This is a genomic window from Ureibacillus sinduriensis BLB-1 = JCM 15800, from assembly GCF_000772955.1.
In the GTDB taxonomy this organism is placed as follows: Bacteria; Bacillota; Bacilli; order Bacillales_A; family Planococcaceae; genus Ureibacillus; species Ureibacillus sinduriensis.
Map to the genome: position 1 here is coordinate 98,473 of NZ_JPVO01000055.1, position 16,751 is coordinate 115,223.

At 39.0% G+C, this 16,751-nt stretch carries 17 protein-coding genes; 12 read left to right on the top strand and 5 right to left on the bottom strand.

Annotated elements, in window-relative coordinates; all coding sequences use genetic code 11:
• The first annotated feature begins 69 nt into the window (after window positions 1–69).
• Window positions 70–1,029: an NAD(P)H-dependent flavin oxidoreductase gene (locus CD33_RS16435; RefSeq protein ID WP_036202618.1), complete on the top strand. Its 960-nt coding sequence runs from the start codon at window positions 70–72 to the stop codon at window positions 1,027–1,029.
• 21 nt (window positions 1,030–1,050) lie between these two features.
• On the top strand, window positions 1,051–1,320 hold the full coding sequence (locus tag CD33_RS16440; protein WP_036202620.1) for a UPF0223 family protein: 270 nt from the start codon (window positions 1,051–1,053) through the stop codon (window positions 1,318–1,320).
• A 101-nt stretch (window positions 1,321–1,421) separates the two neighbouring features.
• On the opposite strand, the gene CD33_RS16445 is transcribed toward CD33_RS16440, so the two are convergent.
• On the bottom strand, window positions 1,422–2,663 hold the full coding sequence (locus CD33_RS16445) for an NAD(P)/FAD-dependent oxidoreductase (protein WP_036202622.1): 1,242 nt from the start codon (window positions 2,661–2,663) through the stop codon (window positions 1,422–1,424).
• 392 nt (window positions 2,664–3,055) lie between these two features.
• Window positions 3,056–3,682 carry a YktB family protein gene (locus CD33_RS16450; protein ID WP_036202624.1) on the bottom strand — a complete coding sequence of 209 codons (627 nt, stop codon included), beginning with the start codon at window positions 3,680–3,682 and terminating at the stop codon, window positions 3,056–3,058.
• 115 nt (window positions 3,683–3,797) lie between these two features.
• Between CD33_RS16450 and CD33_RS16455 the strand changes: the two genes are divergently transcribed.
• Entirely contained in the window at window positions 3,798–3,995 is a 198-nt protein-coding gene (locus CD33_RS16455; protein WP_036202626.1) for a YkzI domain-containing protein, read from the top strand.
• A 173-nt stretch (window positions 3,996–4,168) separates the two neighbouring features.
• Complete coding sequence (locus CD33_RS16460; protein ID WP_036202629.1) at window positions 4,169–4,960, top strand: inositol monophosphatase family protein; 792 nt, start codon at window positions 4,169–4,171, stop codon at window positions 4,958–4,960.
• Window positions 4,961–5,130: 170 nt separating this feature from the next.
• Here CD33_RS16460 and CD33_RS16465 read toward each other — a convergent pair whose 3' ends face one another.
• A complete protein-coding gene (locus CD33_RS16465; protein WP_036202632.1) occupies window positions 5,131–5,316 on the bottom strand; it encodes a DUF5325 family protein in 186 nt (61 codons plus the stop codon).
• Window positions 5,317–5,460: 144 nt separating this feature from the next.
• Here CD33_RS16465 and typA point away from each other — a divergent pair, with 144 nt between their 5' ends.
• The 5 genes from typA (at window position 5,461) to CD33_RS16490 (ending at window position 10,544) form a co-directional block, all read left to right on the top strand.
• Window positions 5,461–7,305, top strand: coding sequence for a translational GTPase TypA (gene typA, locus CD33_RS16470; protein WP_036202634.1), 1,845 nt, complete (start codon window positions 5,461–5,463; stop codon window positions 7,303–7,305).
• Between the two features lie 122 nt (window positions 7,306–7,427).
• Entirely contained in the window at window positions 7,428–7,733 is a 306-nt protein-coding gene (locus tag CD33_RS16475) for a YlaH-like family protein (RefSeq protein ID WP_088291727.1), read from the top strand.
• Window positions 7,734–8,035: 302 nt separating this feature from the next.
• On the top strand, window positions 8,036–8,989 hold the full coding sequence (locus tag CD33_RS16480) for an ABC transporter substrate-binding protein (protein WP_176400051.1): 954 nt from the start codon (window positions 8,036–8,038) through the stop codon (window positions 8,987–8,989).
• The gene (locus CD33_RS16485) at window positions 8,990–9,757 is read left to right on the top strand and encodes an ABC transporter ATP-binding protein (RefSeq protein WP_036202639.1); all 768 of its coding nucleotides are present in this window, start codon (window positions 8,990–8,992) and stop codon (window positions 9,755–9,757) included.
• Complete coding sequence (locus CD33_RS16490) at window positions 9,750–10,544, top strand: ABC transporter permease (protein WP_084591398.1); 795 nt, start codon at window positions 9,750–9,752, stop codon at window positions 10,542–10,544. The genes CD33_RS16485 and CD33_RS16490 overlap by 8 nt, the downstream gene beginning before the upstream one ends.
• A 59-nt stretch (window positions 10,545–10,603) precedes the next feature.
• Here the strand turns inward: CD33_RS16490 and CD33_RS16495 are convergent, their stop codons facing one another.
• A complete protein-coding gene (locus tag CD33_RS16495) occupies window positions 10,604–10,807 on the bottom strand; it encodes a YlaI family protein (RefSeq protein ID WP_036202643.1) in 204 nt (67 codons plus the stop codon).
• A 16-nt stretch (window positions 10,808–10,823) separates the two neighbouring features.
• Window positions 10,824–11,324: a hypothetical protein gene (locus CD33_RS16500; RefSeq protein ID WP_036202645.1), complete on the bottom strand. Its 501-nt coding sequence runs from the start codon at window positions 11,322–11,324 to the stop codon at window positions 10,824–10,826.
• A 176-nt stretch (window positions 11,325–11,500) separates the two neighbouring features.
• Here CD33_RS16500 and CD33_RS16505 point away from each other — a divergent pair, with 176 nt between their 5' ends.
• The 3 genes from CD33_RS16505 to pyc all read left to right on the top strand — a co-directional run bounded on the left by CD33_RS16505 (window position 11,501) and on the right by pyc (window position 16,534).
• Window positions 11,501–11,782, top strand: a complete 282-nt coding sequence (locus tag CD33_RS16505; RefSeq protein ID WP_036202648.1) for an Fpa/YlaN family protein — start codon at window positions 11,501–11,503, stop codon at window positions 11,780–11,782.
• A 135-nt stretch (window positions 11,783–11,917) separates the two neighbouring features.
• Window positions 11,918–13,087, top strand: coding sequence for an FtsW/RodA/SpoVE family cell cycle protein (locus tag CD33_RS16510; protein WP_036202651.1), 1,170 nt, complete (start codon window positions 11,918–11,920; stop codon window positions 13,085–13,087).
• Between the two features lie 12 nt (window positions 13,088–13,099).
• A complete protein-coding gene (gene pyc, locus CD33_RS16515) occupies window positions 13,100–16,534 on the top strand; it encodes a pyruvate carboxylase (protein WP_036202655.1) in 3,435 nt (1,144 codons plus the stop codon).
• The last annotated feature ends 217 nt before the right edge of the window (window positions 16,535–16,751 follow it).

The following is a 16,751-nucleotide window of genomic DNA, read 5'->3' on the forward strand; positions in this document are numbered from 1 at the left end:
AAAATAAAAGGTTTTTTTTCTGGCAAAGAGAAGTAATTAATATAAAGGTTAAAAAAAGGGGATGGACAAATGAATTGGGAAACAAGAATTTCAAGATTACTAGGAGTGAAGTATCCAATCATTCAGGGAGGACTTGCCTATTTAGCTTATTCAGATCTGGCGGCGGCGGTGTCTAATGCGGGTGGTTTGGGCCAAATCACGGCGATGAGTCTGCAATCACCACAGTTGTTAAGAGAAGAAATACATAAGGTTCGTGAGAAGACAGATCAACCTTTTGGAGTGAATTTTGCAATAGGTATGCATGGCAAAGGATATGAGGCGATGGTTAAAGTTGCAATTGAAGAGAATGTGCCGGTCATTTCAATGACAGGGGGGAATCCTGCACCAATCTTTGATATGCTGGAAGGGACAAGTATTAAAAAATTAGTTTTGGTTGCTGCCAGACGCCAGGCTCAAAAAGCAGAAGAACTTGGAGCGGATGCTGTAATGGTAGTTGGCCAAGAAGGTGGGGGGCATTTGGGTCGCGATGATGTCGGTACAATGGTGCTGGTGCCCCGGGTTGTAGATAGCGTTTCCATTCCGGTAATTGCCTCGGGAGGTATTGGGGATGGCCGTGGTTGGATGGCAGCTCATGCATTAGGTGCAGAAGGAATAGAAATGGGTACCAGATTTATAGCGACGAAGGAATGTGTACACGCTTCACCTGAATACATTAAAAGCTTATTAAGTAGTACAGAAACAGACACTACGATTATTAAGCGCTCTATTGGTGCTCCTGCCAGATGCATAAAAAATGACTTTACAGAAAAAATATTAGAAATTGAAAAGGTCACCCCTACTTATGAAGCATTAAAGGATTTTATAAGTGGGGAGGCCAATAAAAATTTTATTTATGATGGCGATCAGGATAGTGGTTTTGGTTGGGCTGGTCAAGTAACTGGAATGATCGAAGATGTTCCAACAGTAAAGGAGTTAATTGGCCGAATGGTTGCAGAAGCTGAAGCTATCAGAGTAAAATGGGGACATTAAATTAAGAAGGTAGGTTTTTCTATGGAATACTCATATCCATTTTCACCAGATTGGTCAACAACAGAAATTATTGATGTTGTCCGATTTTTTGAAGGCGTGGAGCAGGCATATGAAAAAGGAATAAAAAGAGAGGATATGCTTTCTAGGTATCGTCGTTTTAAGGAGATTGTGCCCTCTCAGGCAGAGGAAAAAACGGTTTTTCGCGAGTTTGAAGAAGCAAGTGGCTATGTCAGCTACAAAGTTGTGAAATTAACAAAAGAGCAAGAAGACGGTCAACTGATTAAAATGTAAATACTTTGAGGGTGATATCCAACGAGCATTAAAGAAATGTTCGTTGGATATCGCCCTCTCTTATTGGATGCCTCTTTTAACATAAAGTGCATTTTTGAGTTTTAGGCTATTGAGGAGAATGGCAACTTGTCCATCTTTTCTTTTCTTATAGGCGCTACGATATTGGCGTCTTCATTTTTTCTTCCGGCAATAAGATCGCTGATGATATTGGAACCTAATGCACTATACACGGTACCATTTCCACCATATCCGTGTAAGTAATAATGATGCGGCTTTGTCGGATGTGCCCCGATAAAAGGCAATTGGTCTTTGGATTCGGCAATGGTTGAAGCATAGCAGCAATCAACTTCGAGTTCCAAATGGGGGAAAAGTGACTGTACTTGTTTTAATAGCTTCAGGGCACATTTCTCAACAACCCTTTCATCCACAGGCGCTTCCGATATATGCTCATCCATTCCTCCTGCCATTATGCCTCCTTCCGGCGTTGTACGTAAATACAGATAAGCTCTCTTTGTTTCCCAAATCATCGCCTTCTCATGCCATTGTGTATTAGACTGTACAGGCTTTGTTACCATAACGTAAGATCGGTTAAAAATGACATCATCTTTCTTTGCATTTTCGTTTTCTTCACAGCCGATTGTATATACTACATCTTTGGCTTGGAATAGATGAGTTGTAGTTTTTAGCTGAACAAGCTGATTGTCATACGAAGATTCGGTAACAACTGTCCCCTCGAATAAATCAACTCCTCTATCCTGTAAATATATCAATAAATTTGTAATGAATTTCAAGGGATTGATTTCTGCATCACGAAAAGTGACCAATGCAGCCGGCTTTTTAAAAGGCATATAGAACGACAGCGTCGACTCATCCCAGAATTCGCATGGAAAATGATTCATATACAACGTCTCGTATTCGTTACGCAGTTTATTGACATCGGTTTCATCGCTGGCATAGCGGATACTAGGCCTGCGTACGAAGTCAACATCGTGCGGCAGCTCATTCACTATATTCTCTATATCATCCAAAGCTTGATAGCATAATTGATAAAAACGGATAGCTTCCTTTTCCCCGATTTGCTGGATTAGTTCGGAGAGCATAATATCATTTGAGTAGTGCAATAAACCCGTACTTGCAGCAGTACTACCGAAACCAAATTTCCCTTTTTCTAAAATCGCCACGGAAAGGCCTTCTTTCATTAACTTATAAGCAGTCAAACAGCCCGATATTCCACCTCCGACGACAATGGCATCATATTGTTTTTTAGGTAGTTCGGGGGATTCTACAGAAAATTCAATAGAATTTGTGTTTGGCCAATATAAAGTTCCGTTATGAAGTTTCATTTATATACACTCCTTGAAGTTGTCAAAATAAGTCCAATGACTATACCCCTTTTTCAACATAATTAATCCTTTAGGTCGTGTTTAGTAAATTCATACGGTGAAATGTTACCGCCTGGGAGATGGAAAATGAAGATGGACAATAAGGGGAAAAGTTGCGTTGGATGAAAATGATGATTCACTGAAATAAAACGTTGGAAAATAAAAAGAAATAGTAGAAATATGTAATGTTTGTCAGTATCTTGTGCATATTAATGATACAACACACCAAAAACGAAGCAGTCGCTCCAGTTTTGCTTTCTGCTCGATTTAAATTAAAAGGCCGACAGTTAAAACGTTTATTTGAAAAGACAAAAGTTAAAAAGATAACTTTTGTCTTCAAGGTGTAGATGTTACTATTTCCCAATAATCGTGTTATAAACCGGTATTAATGATTCGAATGTTTCTTCTGTCAGCTGCAAAAATTGTTCCGACGAAAGTTTGACCGCCTCTTCCTTTGGAATGTGTCGGCCAACTAGAAACTCGCCTTTCTTAACATCCCTTAATCGGACCAATAATTCTTCCAGCTGTTCTTCACTCCCTGTTTTTAAAGGTATTGAGTCTTGTGACATATGATCGCCTGAAAGGATAAATGAGTCGGGCAACTCGTCAAACAGGTGCAAAGCATCCAATAAGCGGGTTGCCATCTCGGATTTTTGTGGTGCTTCATAAATAATTGCCACAATTATGAATAAATGTGTATTCCAAAGCCCAATTTGAAAATGAGGAAGAGATTTATAACCACGCTTATAAGGAGCAAATGCAACCCAGGAATCTTTAGGTGGATTTATCGTTCTTCTAGCATGCTTTGCAACATGTGGGAAAAACTCATCCCCAGTCTTAGCGCTAAAATAGCTTGAAAACATTTCACCCAATTCTTGGAACTTTGGACGAACAACTGTTGTCAGAGCTTCCATTCGTTGTTCCAAACCATCAATTTCAAACACTTCAAAGTCTTTGTTTGTCCATTTGATTTTGTTCATTTATTTGTGCCCCCTCTTGATTTACATGTTTATTTTATCAGCTTTTTGGGAAAAATTTTGTAACAAACCATTACATGAGACTAAATCTTATAAAATGAAAGGGAAGTGATTTACTATGAAACAGATGATTAAAATTATACGTAAAGTTGACATTGAAAAGCAATACGAACAAGTTTTGCGTCTGGAGCTCGACTATGAGTTAGCCTCATTATACGTCGCAATGCAGGATAAGGATGAAAAAGAAATGGATAAAAGCAAAAAACGACTTAAGGAAATACAGGATGAATTAGATGGTCTCCACGCATATGTATAACAACTTAATATTTTATTAAAAATCACTTGCTCTCATTTTGACTGCAAGTGATTTTTGTTATACTAAGGATAAAGATGGAATTTTTGGAATACTAAGCGATCCTCTAAGTGTTGTCTTTTTGATGGATGGGGGTAAATGACTGATAGGGATTGTTCTAAGAAAGTGGGGATTCTATGGATTTACATGAAGTTGACAAGTTTGCCAAGGGAATTATTATTGAAGCAGGAAAACGCATTAGGGATGCTTTTTCCCATGATATTAAAGTGGAGACAAAAGCAGATGCGAATGATCTGGTGACGAATATCGACCGAGAAACGGAAGTTTTCTTTATCGAACAAATAAAAGCCTTTGATTCCAGTCACAAAATATTGGGCGAAGAGGGCATGGGTGAAGGCATCGACTCGCTGGAAGGTGCAGTCTGGCTTATTGATCCGATAGATGGGACGATGAATTTTGTAAAGCAACATCGTCATTTCATGATTACGATTGGTTTTTTTGTTGATGGTGTAGGAAAACTTGGGTACATATATGATGTGATGAGAGAGGATATGTTCTTTGCCATGGAAGGACAGGGGGCATGGTATAATGACACTCCATTAAGAAGGTTGCAACCCTTGCCATTAGAAGAAGCTGTAATCGGCATCAATGCGAGTTGGGTGACGCCGAATAAGCGCGTGAATCATGAGAAAATGACTGAATTAGTTCAAAAAGTAAGAGGTACACGTTCCTATGGTTCGGCCGCAATGGAAATCGCATTTGTTGTCAGTGGAAAGCTGGATGCATATATATCCATGAGATTATCTCCTTGGGATATCGGAGGTGGAACAATTATTGCTCGTGAGGTGGGGGCTATAGCCACAAATTTTAAGGGACAACCTTGCAATTTAATGTCCCAGGATACATTTATTATTGCCAACCCTTCCATTCACCAGAGAATCTTGGATCATTATATTGAAGAAAAGTGATCACAATATAGTTTGGGGAATTTTAGTTGGAAGTGTCATTTCTTGCCGTACCCTTTGGTGAGTTGTATTCTTATGTGAAAAAACACGAATTTGTCGAATTGTATCATTCAACAAATTCGTGTTTTAAAGACGAATTAATTCAGACTCATGTGGCAGGCTATGTGTATAGGTTATAACAACCCTTGTTCACGGAATTTACGTTTGATCTTAAAACCGATGAACATGACAGCGCATAAAGCTACAATTCCTGCGAATGCTCCGAGGATTGTTTTTGCTGCAATTGCATATCCGATTGAAATCATGGATAACATCGCGGCTACTGCAAAAATAAACATGACTGCTTTCGCTTTATTCATGAAAATATTCCTCCTTAATATGTACGTAAAAACAGATTTATTTATATTATTGTCGAATTGTAAAAAAACATGAAAAGACAATATGAACTTCTTGTGCTATAATAACACAGTTAATCATATGAAAAAAGAATATGGAGTGGAATAATGACAAAGTTACGCGAAGATTTACGCAATATCGCAATTATCGCACACGTTGACCATGGGAAAACAACTCTAGTTGACCAATTGTTAAAACAATCAGGTACTTTCCGTACTAATGAACATGTTGAAGAACGTGCAATGGACTCAAATGATATCGAACGTGAACGCGGGATTACCATCCTTGCTAAAAATACAGCTGTAAACTATGAAGGAACAAGAATCAATATTCTTGATACACCTGGGCATGCCGATTTCGGTGGAGAAGTAGAACGAATTTTGAAAATGGTAGACGGCGTTTTACTAGTTGTCGATGCATATGAAGGTTGTATGCCTCAAACTCGTTTCGTATTGAAAAAAGCTCTTGAACAAAAATTAACGCCTATCGTAGTAGTAAACAAAGTAGATAAAGATTCTGCGCGTCCAGAAGAAGTGGTAGATGAAGTGATTGACTTGCTAATCGAATTAGGCGCTGATGAAGAACAATTGGAATTCCCTGTAGTTTTTGCTTCTGGTGTTAACGGTACTGCTTCTCTTAGCTCGAACCCGGCAGACCAAGAAGAAAACATGAAATGCTTATTCGAATCGATTATCGAGCATATTCCTGCACCTGAAGATACAACTGAAGAACCATTACAATTCCAAGTAGCTTTACTTGACTATAACGACTTTGTTGGTCGTATCGGAATTGGCCGTGTATTCCGCGGAAAAATCCACGTTGGTCAACAAGTAGCTTTAATGAAACTTGATGGCACTGTGAAGAATTTCCGTGTAACAAAAATATTTGGTTTCTTCGGTTTAAAACGTGAAGAAATCCAAGAAGCATACTCTGGTGATTTAATTGCCGTTTCTGGGATGGAAGAAATCAATGTCGGAGAAACAGTATGTCCTGTTGAGCATCAAGAAGCGTTAACACCATTACGTATTGATGAACCAACTTTACAAATGACTTTCCTAGTAAACAATTCACCGTTTGCGGGTCGTGAAGGAAAATGGATTACTTCAAGAAAAATTGAAGAACGTCTTCGCTCACAATTACAAACAGACGTATCCCTACGTGTAGAAGATACAGATTCACCGGATGCTTGGATTGTTTCTGGTCGTGGAGAGCTTCACTTATCAATCCTGATCGAAAACATGCGTCGCGAAGGCTATGAATTGCAAGTATCGAAACCACAAGTAATTATCCGTGAAATCGACGGAGTGAAATGTGAACCAATCGAACGTGTGCAAATCGATGTACCCGAAGACAGCGTAGGTTCAATCATCGAATCACTTGGTAACCGTAAAGGTGAAATGTTGGATATGATCAATGAAGGCAATGGACAAGTTCGTTTAATCTTCATGGTTCCAGCACGTGGATTAATTGGCTATACAACTGAATTCATGTCTCTGACAAAAGGTTTCGGTATTATTAACCATACATTTGATTCTTATCAACCTGTCGTTGCAGGCCGTGTTGGTGGCCGTCACCAAGGGGCGCTTGTCTCGATGGAAACAGGTAAATCAACAACTTATGGTATGATGCAAATTGAGGACCGTGGTACATTATTTGTTGAGCCAGGTACTGAAATTTACGAAGGTATGATTGTTGGTGAAAATAACCGTGATAATGATATCACTGTTAATATTACAAAAATGAAACAAAAAACAAATGTACGTTCAGCAACTAAAGACGCTACGAACGTGATTAAGCGTCCTCGTATTTTAACGCTTGAAGAAGCACTAGAATTTTTAGATGAAGATGAGTACCTAGAAGTAACACCTGAATCTATCCGTTTACGTAAACAAGTTCTAGATAAAAACGAACGTGAAAAACAAGCGAAAAAGAAAAAATTCGCTGAACGATAATAGTTTGTTTTTTGCTCAGATTGTGAAAGGTGTTGTTTAAGTTGAACTTGTTTGGGACATTGAATTTTATTCAAGCATCCGCACCTGCGAGTACAGGTGAAACAGCCTTTGTATTCGGACGTATGTCAGGTATAACTCGATATCTTTATGAAAATCTGCCAAGCTATGCAGTAGCCGGTTATATTACATTTTTGTTGATATTTATCCTTTCGGCGATTGTTTATAAGCTTGGATTTGCTAAAAATGATTTGAAATTAATACAAAATATTATTATTTATATTTTCCTATTTATAGGATGTATCGTTTTGACGTTTTTAGCACTTTTCTTGCCAATGATTGAAGGTTTAATTGTTGCAGCGCTAATTTTGATTCTTTATAAAACACGTTTATGGCGTGAAAAAAGAGAAGAAAAACGAGCAGCATCTTAACAAATTGCTAATCAAGAGGTAGACCCAAAAGGTTGTTCTTACAAACAACTTTGGGGACTACCTCTTTTTCTGTTGAGAGAAGGTTAATAAACAGTTCTCCTTTGGGAACGATAGCAGAAAAATTGAAAAAAACACATTTGATTCTATTTAATTTTCAATTGACCGCTTAACAAGACGCTCCACTAGGTAATCACACATTTTTCTTCCAAAGCATACTCTACTCTTGATAAACAGTATGTTAAAGGGAGGTTGGAGCATTGAAAAAACGGGTGAAGTCTAGTCTGTTGATTTTTATAACAAGTATGATGGTTCTTTTTATTGCAGCATGCAATGATTCAGAGGAGCTTCAAACTGTCAAAGTCGGTGAAGTTACTCGCTCCATTTTCTACGCACCTCAATATGTAGCCATTACCCAAGGGTTCTTTGAAGAAGAAGGGTTAAATATAGAATTATCTACAGTCGCGGGTGGTGACAAAACGATGACCGCTTTGTTGTCCGGTGGTATTGATATAGCCCTTGTCGGTTCGGAAACATCTATTTATGTGTCTGCACAAGGAGCAAATGATCCGATAAAAAACTTTGCTCAGTTGACTCAAACGGACGGCACTTTCTTGGTTGCACGAGAAGAGATTGCAGATTTTTCGTGGGATATGCTTGAAGGTTCAACGTTCCTTGGTCAGAGGAAAGGTGGAATGCCTCAAATGGCTGGTGAATTTGTTCTGAAAAAACACGGCATTGATCCACAAGCAGATTTAGAGCTGATTCAAAATATTGATTTTGCTAATATTTCAACAGCATTTGCTTCCGGGACGGGTGATTTCGTTCAATTATTCGAACCAACTGCAAGTGTTTTTGAAGAAGAGGGAATCGGGCACATCGTTGCTTCGTTCGGTACAGAGTCAGGTCATCTACCTTACACAGTTTTCATGGCAAAGGATAGTTTTTTGAAAGAAGATCCAGAAACAATTGAGAAATTCACAAGAGCATTGAAGAAGGCTCAGGACTTTGTTTACGAAGCTTCCGTATCGGAAGTTGCAGAAGCGATCCATCCTTACTTTGAGGATACAGAAGTTGAACTGATTGCAACCGTGGTTGAACGATATCGTGAACAAGAATCCTTTGCGAAAGATCCAATACTGGATGAAGAAGAGTGGAATAACCTGCAGGATATTATGGATGAAGCTGGAGAATTACCAAAACGTATGGATTATAACGAATTAGTAGATACGACTTTTGCTGAGAAGGTTTTGGAGTAAATGTCTTTCCTGACAGTCAGCAACGTCCACCATACGTATTTTTCAACAGAAACAGCAACGGAGGCTTTAAATGATATTAATCTATCAATAAGTAAAGGGGAATTTGTTTCCTTTATCGGTCCGAGTGGCTGTGGTAAAACAACGCTTCTCTCAATTATTGCAGGTCTTTTTAAACCGACTTTTGGCTCTGTTCAAATTGAAAATCAAGAGGTTTATGGAAATACGGATTTGTCGATTGGGTATATGCTGCAACAAGACTATCTCTTCCCGTGGAAAACGATAGAAGAAAACATCACTTTAGGGCTCAAGCTTCTTAAGGGCGGCAAGAAGGGCCACGGAAATGTCGCTTCTGCTCTTTTAAGTGACGTCGGTCTTCCACCAGTGGAGAAAAAGTATCCAACGGAATTATCGGGAGGAATGCGTCAGAGGGTAGCTTTGGCAAGAACACTAGCGGTAGATCCGAAAATCCTGTTACTAGATGAACCCTTTTCGGCACTTGATTACCAATCGAAATTAAAATTGGAAGATTTGGTATCTAATAAACTGAGAGAATATGGAAAAACAGCTATACTTGTTACACATGATCTGGGTGAAGCCATTGCCATGAGTGATCGGATATTTCTATTTTCAGCCCGTCCCGGCAGGCTGCATCAAACGTTTGAGGTGCCACAGGAATTAAGAGTGCTGACGCCTTTTGAAGCAAGGGCGCATTCAAGCTATTCCTCCCTATTCCAAACGATATGGAAGGAGCTTGAGAGTCTTGAATAATCAAAAACTTCACAAGCAATTTCTGCAATCTCTTCGAAAAGAAAAAAGATGGATTCGATTTTATCAATTGGTGATCCTCATCGCATTTTTCGGGTTATGGGAAATAGCCTCCCGTCTCACTTGGATTGATCCATTGATATTCAGCTCGCCTACAAAAGTAACGACTTTACTTATAGACAATATTGCTGATGGTTCCATTTTAGTCCATATTAGCTATACATTGTTTGAGACGGTACTGGGATTTATTATTGGGACCTTGCTGGGAACAATATTAGCCGCAATTTTATGGTGGTCTCCATTTTTATCCAAAGTGCTGGATCCATACTTGGTCATACTAAACTCTATGCCAAAAGTTGCTCTTGGCCCGATTTTGATTGTGGCGATGGGACCGGGAATGGGCTCGATCATTACGATGGGGGCAATTATTTCGGTCATCATCTCAACCATTGTTATTTATACAGCCTTTAAAAATGTTGATGCCAATTACTTGAAAGTACTGCAGACCTTTAATGCTACCCGGTCTCAAATGTTTAAGGAAGCGATTTTGCCATCCTCCTTCCCAACAATCATTTCGACATTGAAAGTGAATGTTGGTTTATCATGGGTTGGGGTCATTGTAGGGGAGTTCCTGGTGTCTTCAAAAGGGCTTGGTTATTTAATCATTTACGGTTTCCAAGTATTTAACTTCAACCTGGTTCTCATGTCTTTGCTCATAATTGCAGTGTTTGCGACAATTATGTATCAACTAGTGGAAATGCTTGAAAGAAAGCTTATTAAAAATGAATAAAAATAAAATCCTTGAACGATTTATAGCCGTTCAAGGATATTTTATTTTATGCATTCAAATTAGAAATCTTCATCAATGGGTGACGAAGTGCGGAAAAAACGAAAATTCCCCGTTGCTAGTCTGCCTTCCGTATTCTCGGCAATCCGTCCGTAGCATTCTTTGCACATATAAGTATGAATTGGCCGATTACGCAATTTCTTAGCTAAAGGAAGATCATCATCAAGCTCATTGATAGCATCACAAATCACACATTTGACTCGCATCTACAATTTCCTCCTATTAGTCAATTCGAATGGCTTCAATATTTTTAATAGGATTATCAACGTTTGAACCGTCTGCATATAAAAGATGTACAGGTCCGCCATCCGTAATTGGTTTGCCATCCTGGCTGAATTTGAAAAGAAGTGTATTTGCTTCGTCAATGGAAAAAGCAACTTCCTGCCCGTCTGCCAATTCGAAGACAACTTGTTTTGCCGTTTCTTCCAGTTCGGCATTTTTCAGGAAATGTTTAATTTCCATTCCAAAAGTGCCCGTCTTCATTCCTTGACGATCAAACTTTCGTTCTGTTTTTAGCGTAGGAGGAAAAGTTGCACCCTCCATGATTTCACGTGACCAATGTCTGCCTGTATTTAAAAGGTACTTCAAGTCCTCATCTTCAACTTCCTGCTTTTCCAGGAAGTAAGTTTTCAAATCTATTCGTCGATCATCAAAAATCCATACAGTGGGATCTAAAGTGATTCTATATTTAACTGCACCTTTAACCGGTATAATACTTTCCATTTCAAAAGTCCCCCTAAATCTATATATCCATTTTAGTATAACGCGATTGATGGTAATTAATAAAGAAATATAAATCAAAGTTACCTTTTCACATGTATACACTTGCAATTTTACCGGCTAAAAGATAAACTTTAATAAGATAGAATAGAAGAAATTCAAATGATGGGGGCGTCCTCATGGATACGAAATCACAAGCTTCCTTCCAGGAACAAGCTTTAGAATTACTGCTTAAGGATGCAGATAAAATTGCACGTTTAATAAAAGTTCAAATGGATCATTTAACAATGCCATCATGTCCTTTATATGAAGAAGTTCTAGATACTCAAATGTTTGGCTTATCGCGTGAGATTGATTTTGCTGTAAAGCTTGGGTTAATCGACCGTGAACGAGGGAAAGAAATTCTAGATACATTAGAAAAAGAGCTCTCCTTGTTGCATGAAGCGTATACAAACAAATAATTTAAAACTCAAACGCATCTTGGCGATTTGAGTTTTTTTTACAGATAAGTACGGCGAAATAGTCTGATCTGCATAAGGGAAAATGAAGCGATTTCAAGCAATCAGCAGTTTTCTAAATAAGATGGGGAATTGAAAATGAAAAAATATCTTAATTATTATGTGAGGAATTTTGATTATCCTTTGTTCTTTACATATTTGTTTTTATGTCTATTTGGACTTGTTATGATTTACAGCTCAAGTATTATGGTCAGTATTGTTGATGCAGATGGAACTCCTACATATTACTATCGGAAGCAACTGTTCAACTTAATCGTGGCAGCTTTTGCATTTTTTGTAGGTGCTTTTTTTCCATACAAACACTTCAGCAACAAAAAAATCATGCAAATATTGTTATTTATCACCTTCATCCTCCTTATATGGGTGAAAATTAAAGGTGAGGAAGTAGGGGGAGCGCAAAGTTGGATCAACTTGTTTGGCGTTACAAACTTCCAGCCCTCTGAATTTGCCAAATTATTTATAATCTTATATTTTGCTGGTGCCTTTTATAGAAAAAGTTTAAATAACCCGATGGAAAATTTAGAGCCAAACAATATTGTTTACCCAATTATCGTTTGGTTGGCAATTATCTTGTTTGTCGGAACAGAAACAGATTTGGGAGCTGTACTGATCCTATCCGGGATTGCGGTGGGGGTAGTTGCTGCGAGCGGTATACAATTCAAGAAGTTCGTCAAGTTTTTCACCGTATTGATAGGCTTTGGTTCTGCACTTATAGGCTTGATAATATTAGTCAAAGGCAACGAAATCCTTACAGATAACCGAATGGGCAGGATCAAATCATTTTTGAACCCTTTTGAATATGAAACCGGCTCCAGTTATCAAATAATTAATGGATATATAGCAATAGGTTCTGGCGGTTTAGAAGGGGTTGGTTTGGGCCAATCGATTCAAAAACTGGGTTATCTTCCAGAACCTCAAACCGATTTTATCATGGCAATCATTGCCGAAGAACTAGGCATTTTCGGCGTGATTATTGTGCTCGGTGGTTTAGGTTTTATCATATTCAGAGCCCTGATTATTGCTCTGAAAACGAAAGATCCGCTTGCTAGAATGATAGCGGCCGGAATCGGTAGTTGGATTGCTGTTCAATCGTTTATAAACCTTGGGGGATTATCGGGACTTATCCCGTTAACCGGTGTTACGCTACCATTTATCAGTTATGGCGGAACATCTATATTGTTATTATCTTTTGCGATGGGAGTATTAATCAATATTTCCATGTATGTCAAGTTGGAGAAGAAGTTATAAGGGGGAATCGTTGTGAGGAAAATTAACAAAATTTTAGTAGCAAACCGGGGAGAAATTGCAATTCGTATTTTTCGTGCATGTAACGAATTGAAACTTAAAACTGTAGCAATTTACTCTAGGGAAGATAGTGGTTCATATCATCGTTATAAATCGGATGAATCATACCTAGTCGGGGAAGGAAAAAAACCGATTGATGCTTACCTGGATATTGAAGGGATCATCGAAATCGCCAAGCGAGCGGACGTTGATGCCATTCACCCTGGATATGGTTTCTTATCGGAAAATCTTGAATTTGCCAGACGTTGCGAAGAGGAAGGCATTATCTTTATCGGCCCTACTTCTGCTCATCTAGACATGTTTGGTGACAAGGTAAAAGCAAGAGAACAGGCAATTGAAGCAAAGATCCCGGTTATCCCAGGAAGCGATGGCCCTGTTTCCAGTGTGGAAGAAGTATTGGAATTTGGGGAGTCTCATGGCTATCCATTAATGATTAAAGCAGCTTTGGGCGGCGGAGGCCGTGGAATGCGATTGGTCCATTCCAAAGAGGAGCTGGCGTCCAGCTATGAACGTGCAAAATCTGAAGCAAAAGCAGCTTTTGGTTCAGATGATGTCTACGTAGAAAAAGCAATCATTAAACCAAAGCATATTGAAGTGCAAATACTGGGAGATGCTTCAGGAAACATCGTCCACCTTTACGAACGTGATTGCTCGATTCAAAGAAGGCACCAAAAAGTAGTTGAAATTGCTCCATCCAATTCAATATCAAATGAGCTCCGTAATCGAATCTGTGATGCTGCTGTACAATTAATGCAAAATGTTTCGTACATAAATGCAGGTACTGTAGAGTTTTTAGTGTCAGGTGAAGATTTTTACTTTATTGAAGTAAACCCAAGAATTCAGGTAGAACATACCATTACTGAAATGATTACGGGAATTGATATCGTTCATGCGCAAATTAAAATTGCTGAAGGTCATCTTCTGCACTCAGAGGAAATCGGTATTCCAAAACAAAATGAAATCCCGCTTTTCGGTTACGCAATCCAATCACGTGTTACGACAGAAGATCCAGCGAACGACTTTATGCCGGATACAGGTAAACTAATGGTTTACCGCTCAAGTGGCGGGTTTGGGGTACGTCTGGATGCAGGTAATGGTTTCCAAGGAGCGGTTGTTACACCTTATTACGATTCACTGCTAGTTAAGATTTCTACGTGGGGCATGACTTTTAAAGAAGCATCCGCGAAAATGCACCGTAATTTAAGAGAATTCCGTATTCGCGGTGTTAAAACAAATATTCCGTTCCTGGAAAATGTTGTACTGCATGATCATTTTATTTCCGGGAAATTTGATACAAGCTTTATCGATACAACACCGGAATTGTTCAAATTCCCTGTCCGTAAAGATAGAGGAACAAAGATATTGAACTATATAGGGAATGTAACATTGAATGGTTTCCCAGGTGTCGAAAAACGTTCGAAACCTATTTTGGTCCAACCAAATAAACCGAAATTTGATTTAAAAACCGAAATCCAGCCAGGTACGAAGCAAATTTTGGATGAGCGTGGTGCACAAGGACTGGTTGAGTGGGTTAAGGCGCAAAAAGAAGTGCTGCTGACGGATACAACTTTCCGTGATGCACACCAATCCCTGCTGGCAACTCGTGTACGTTCACAGGATATGTACCAGATTGCTGATTATAATGCCCGCATGTTGAATGACTTCTTCTCATTTGAATTATGGGGTGGGGCAACATTTGATGTAGCGTATCGATTTTTAAAAGAAGATCCATGGGCGCGTCTTGAAAAGTTGCGTGAGCAAATGCCGAATGTTTTATTCCAAATGTTGCTGCGTGGAGCAAATGCAGTAGGGTACAAAAATTACCCTGATAATTTAATTCGAGAATTTATTAAAGAATCAGCAACTTCTGGAATTGATATTTTCAGAATATTCGATAGTTTAAACTGGATCAAAGGAATGGAAGTTGCAATTGATGAAGTGCGTCAAACAGGAAAAATAGCCGAAGCGGCAATTTGCTACACTGGCGATATTTTTGATGATTCACGCGCGAAATATTCAGTTCAATATTACAAGGATATGGCGAAAGAATTAGAAGCCGCTGGCGCTCATATTTTAGCTATTAAAGATATGGCTGGGCTTTTAAAACCGGAAGCTGCCTATCGTTTAATTTCAGAACTGAAAGAATCGACAGACTTGCCAATACATCTTCATACACATGATACAAGCGGAAATGGTATCTATACTTATGCGAGAGCCATAGAGGCAGGTGTTGATATTATAGATACGGCTCTTGGTTCAATGTCAGGCTTGACTTCACAACCAAGTGCAAATTCATTGTATTATGCGATGAAGGGCAGCAAACGCGAAGTTCGTGCAGATATCGATGCACTTGAGCAATTATCAACTTATTGGCAAGATGTCCGTACATTCTATAGTGACTTTGAAAGTGGCATGAATAGTCCACATTCAGAAATTTATGTTCATGAGATGCCAGGTGGACAGTATAGCAATTTACAACAACAGGCTAAAGCGGTTGGTTTAGGCGATCGTTGGGATGAAGTGAAAAAAATGTATGCACGAGTTAACCTCTTATTTGGTGATATCGTGAAAGTAACGCCTTCATCGAAAGTTGTAGGGGATATGGCATTGTTCATGGTGCAAAATGATCTGAATGAGGAAAATATTTTCGAACGCGGCTTAAACATCGACTTCCCGGATTCAGTAGTGGAATTGTTCCAAGGATATTTAGGCCAAATCCCAGGCGGATTCCCTCAAGAATTACAAAGAGTCATTTTAAAGGATAGAGAAGCGATTACTGTAAGACCTGGTGAATTGCTTGAGCCAGTAAACTTCGAAGAGCTCGAAAAAACGTTGGCGGATAAGTTGGGTCGTCCAGTGTCGCATCAGGACGTTTTGGCATATGCCCTTTATCCTAAAGTGTTCGAGGATTATGCAACAGCTCAGGAACTATTCGGAGATATCTCGGTATTGGATACACCAACTTTCCTTTATGGATTAAAACTAGGTGAAGAGATTGAGGTTGAAATCGAAAAAGGAAAGACTTTAATTATTAAATTGATAGAGATTGGTGAGCCGCAACATGATGGAACGCGTATAATGTACTTCGAGTTAAACGGTCAATCCCGCGAGTTGGTCATCCAGGATATGACGGTTGAAGTAGATGGAAACGTATCATTAAAAGCAGATCCAAGCAATCCAAATCAGATTGGTGCAACAATGCCTGGTACAGTACTTAAAGTGGTTGTATCAAAAGGTAGCCCTGTTAAACGTGGCGATCATTTGCTGATAACAGAAGCCATGAAAATGGAAACAACTGTGCAAGCACCGAAGGATGGAATAGTGAAGGAAGTGTACGCTTCTGCTGGAGATGCTATTTCGACTGGGGATTTATTGATAGAATTAGAATAGTAGAATGGGCAACGGAAAACTCCGTTGCCCTTTTTTTGAGCTGAATTTCCTTTTAAGTTGGGGGCGGAATCGAGAGATCATCACTTGAGAACGTATCAGTGATTGGTATACTCTCCATCCGAAAAAATTAAAAAGAGTAGCCAAAACCCGTCTTGCCATACACTTCGGGTAGGGGAAAAACCATTATAAGATTATAAAGAAACAACACAACTCGTCT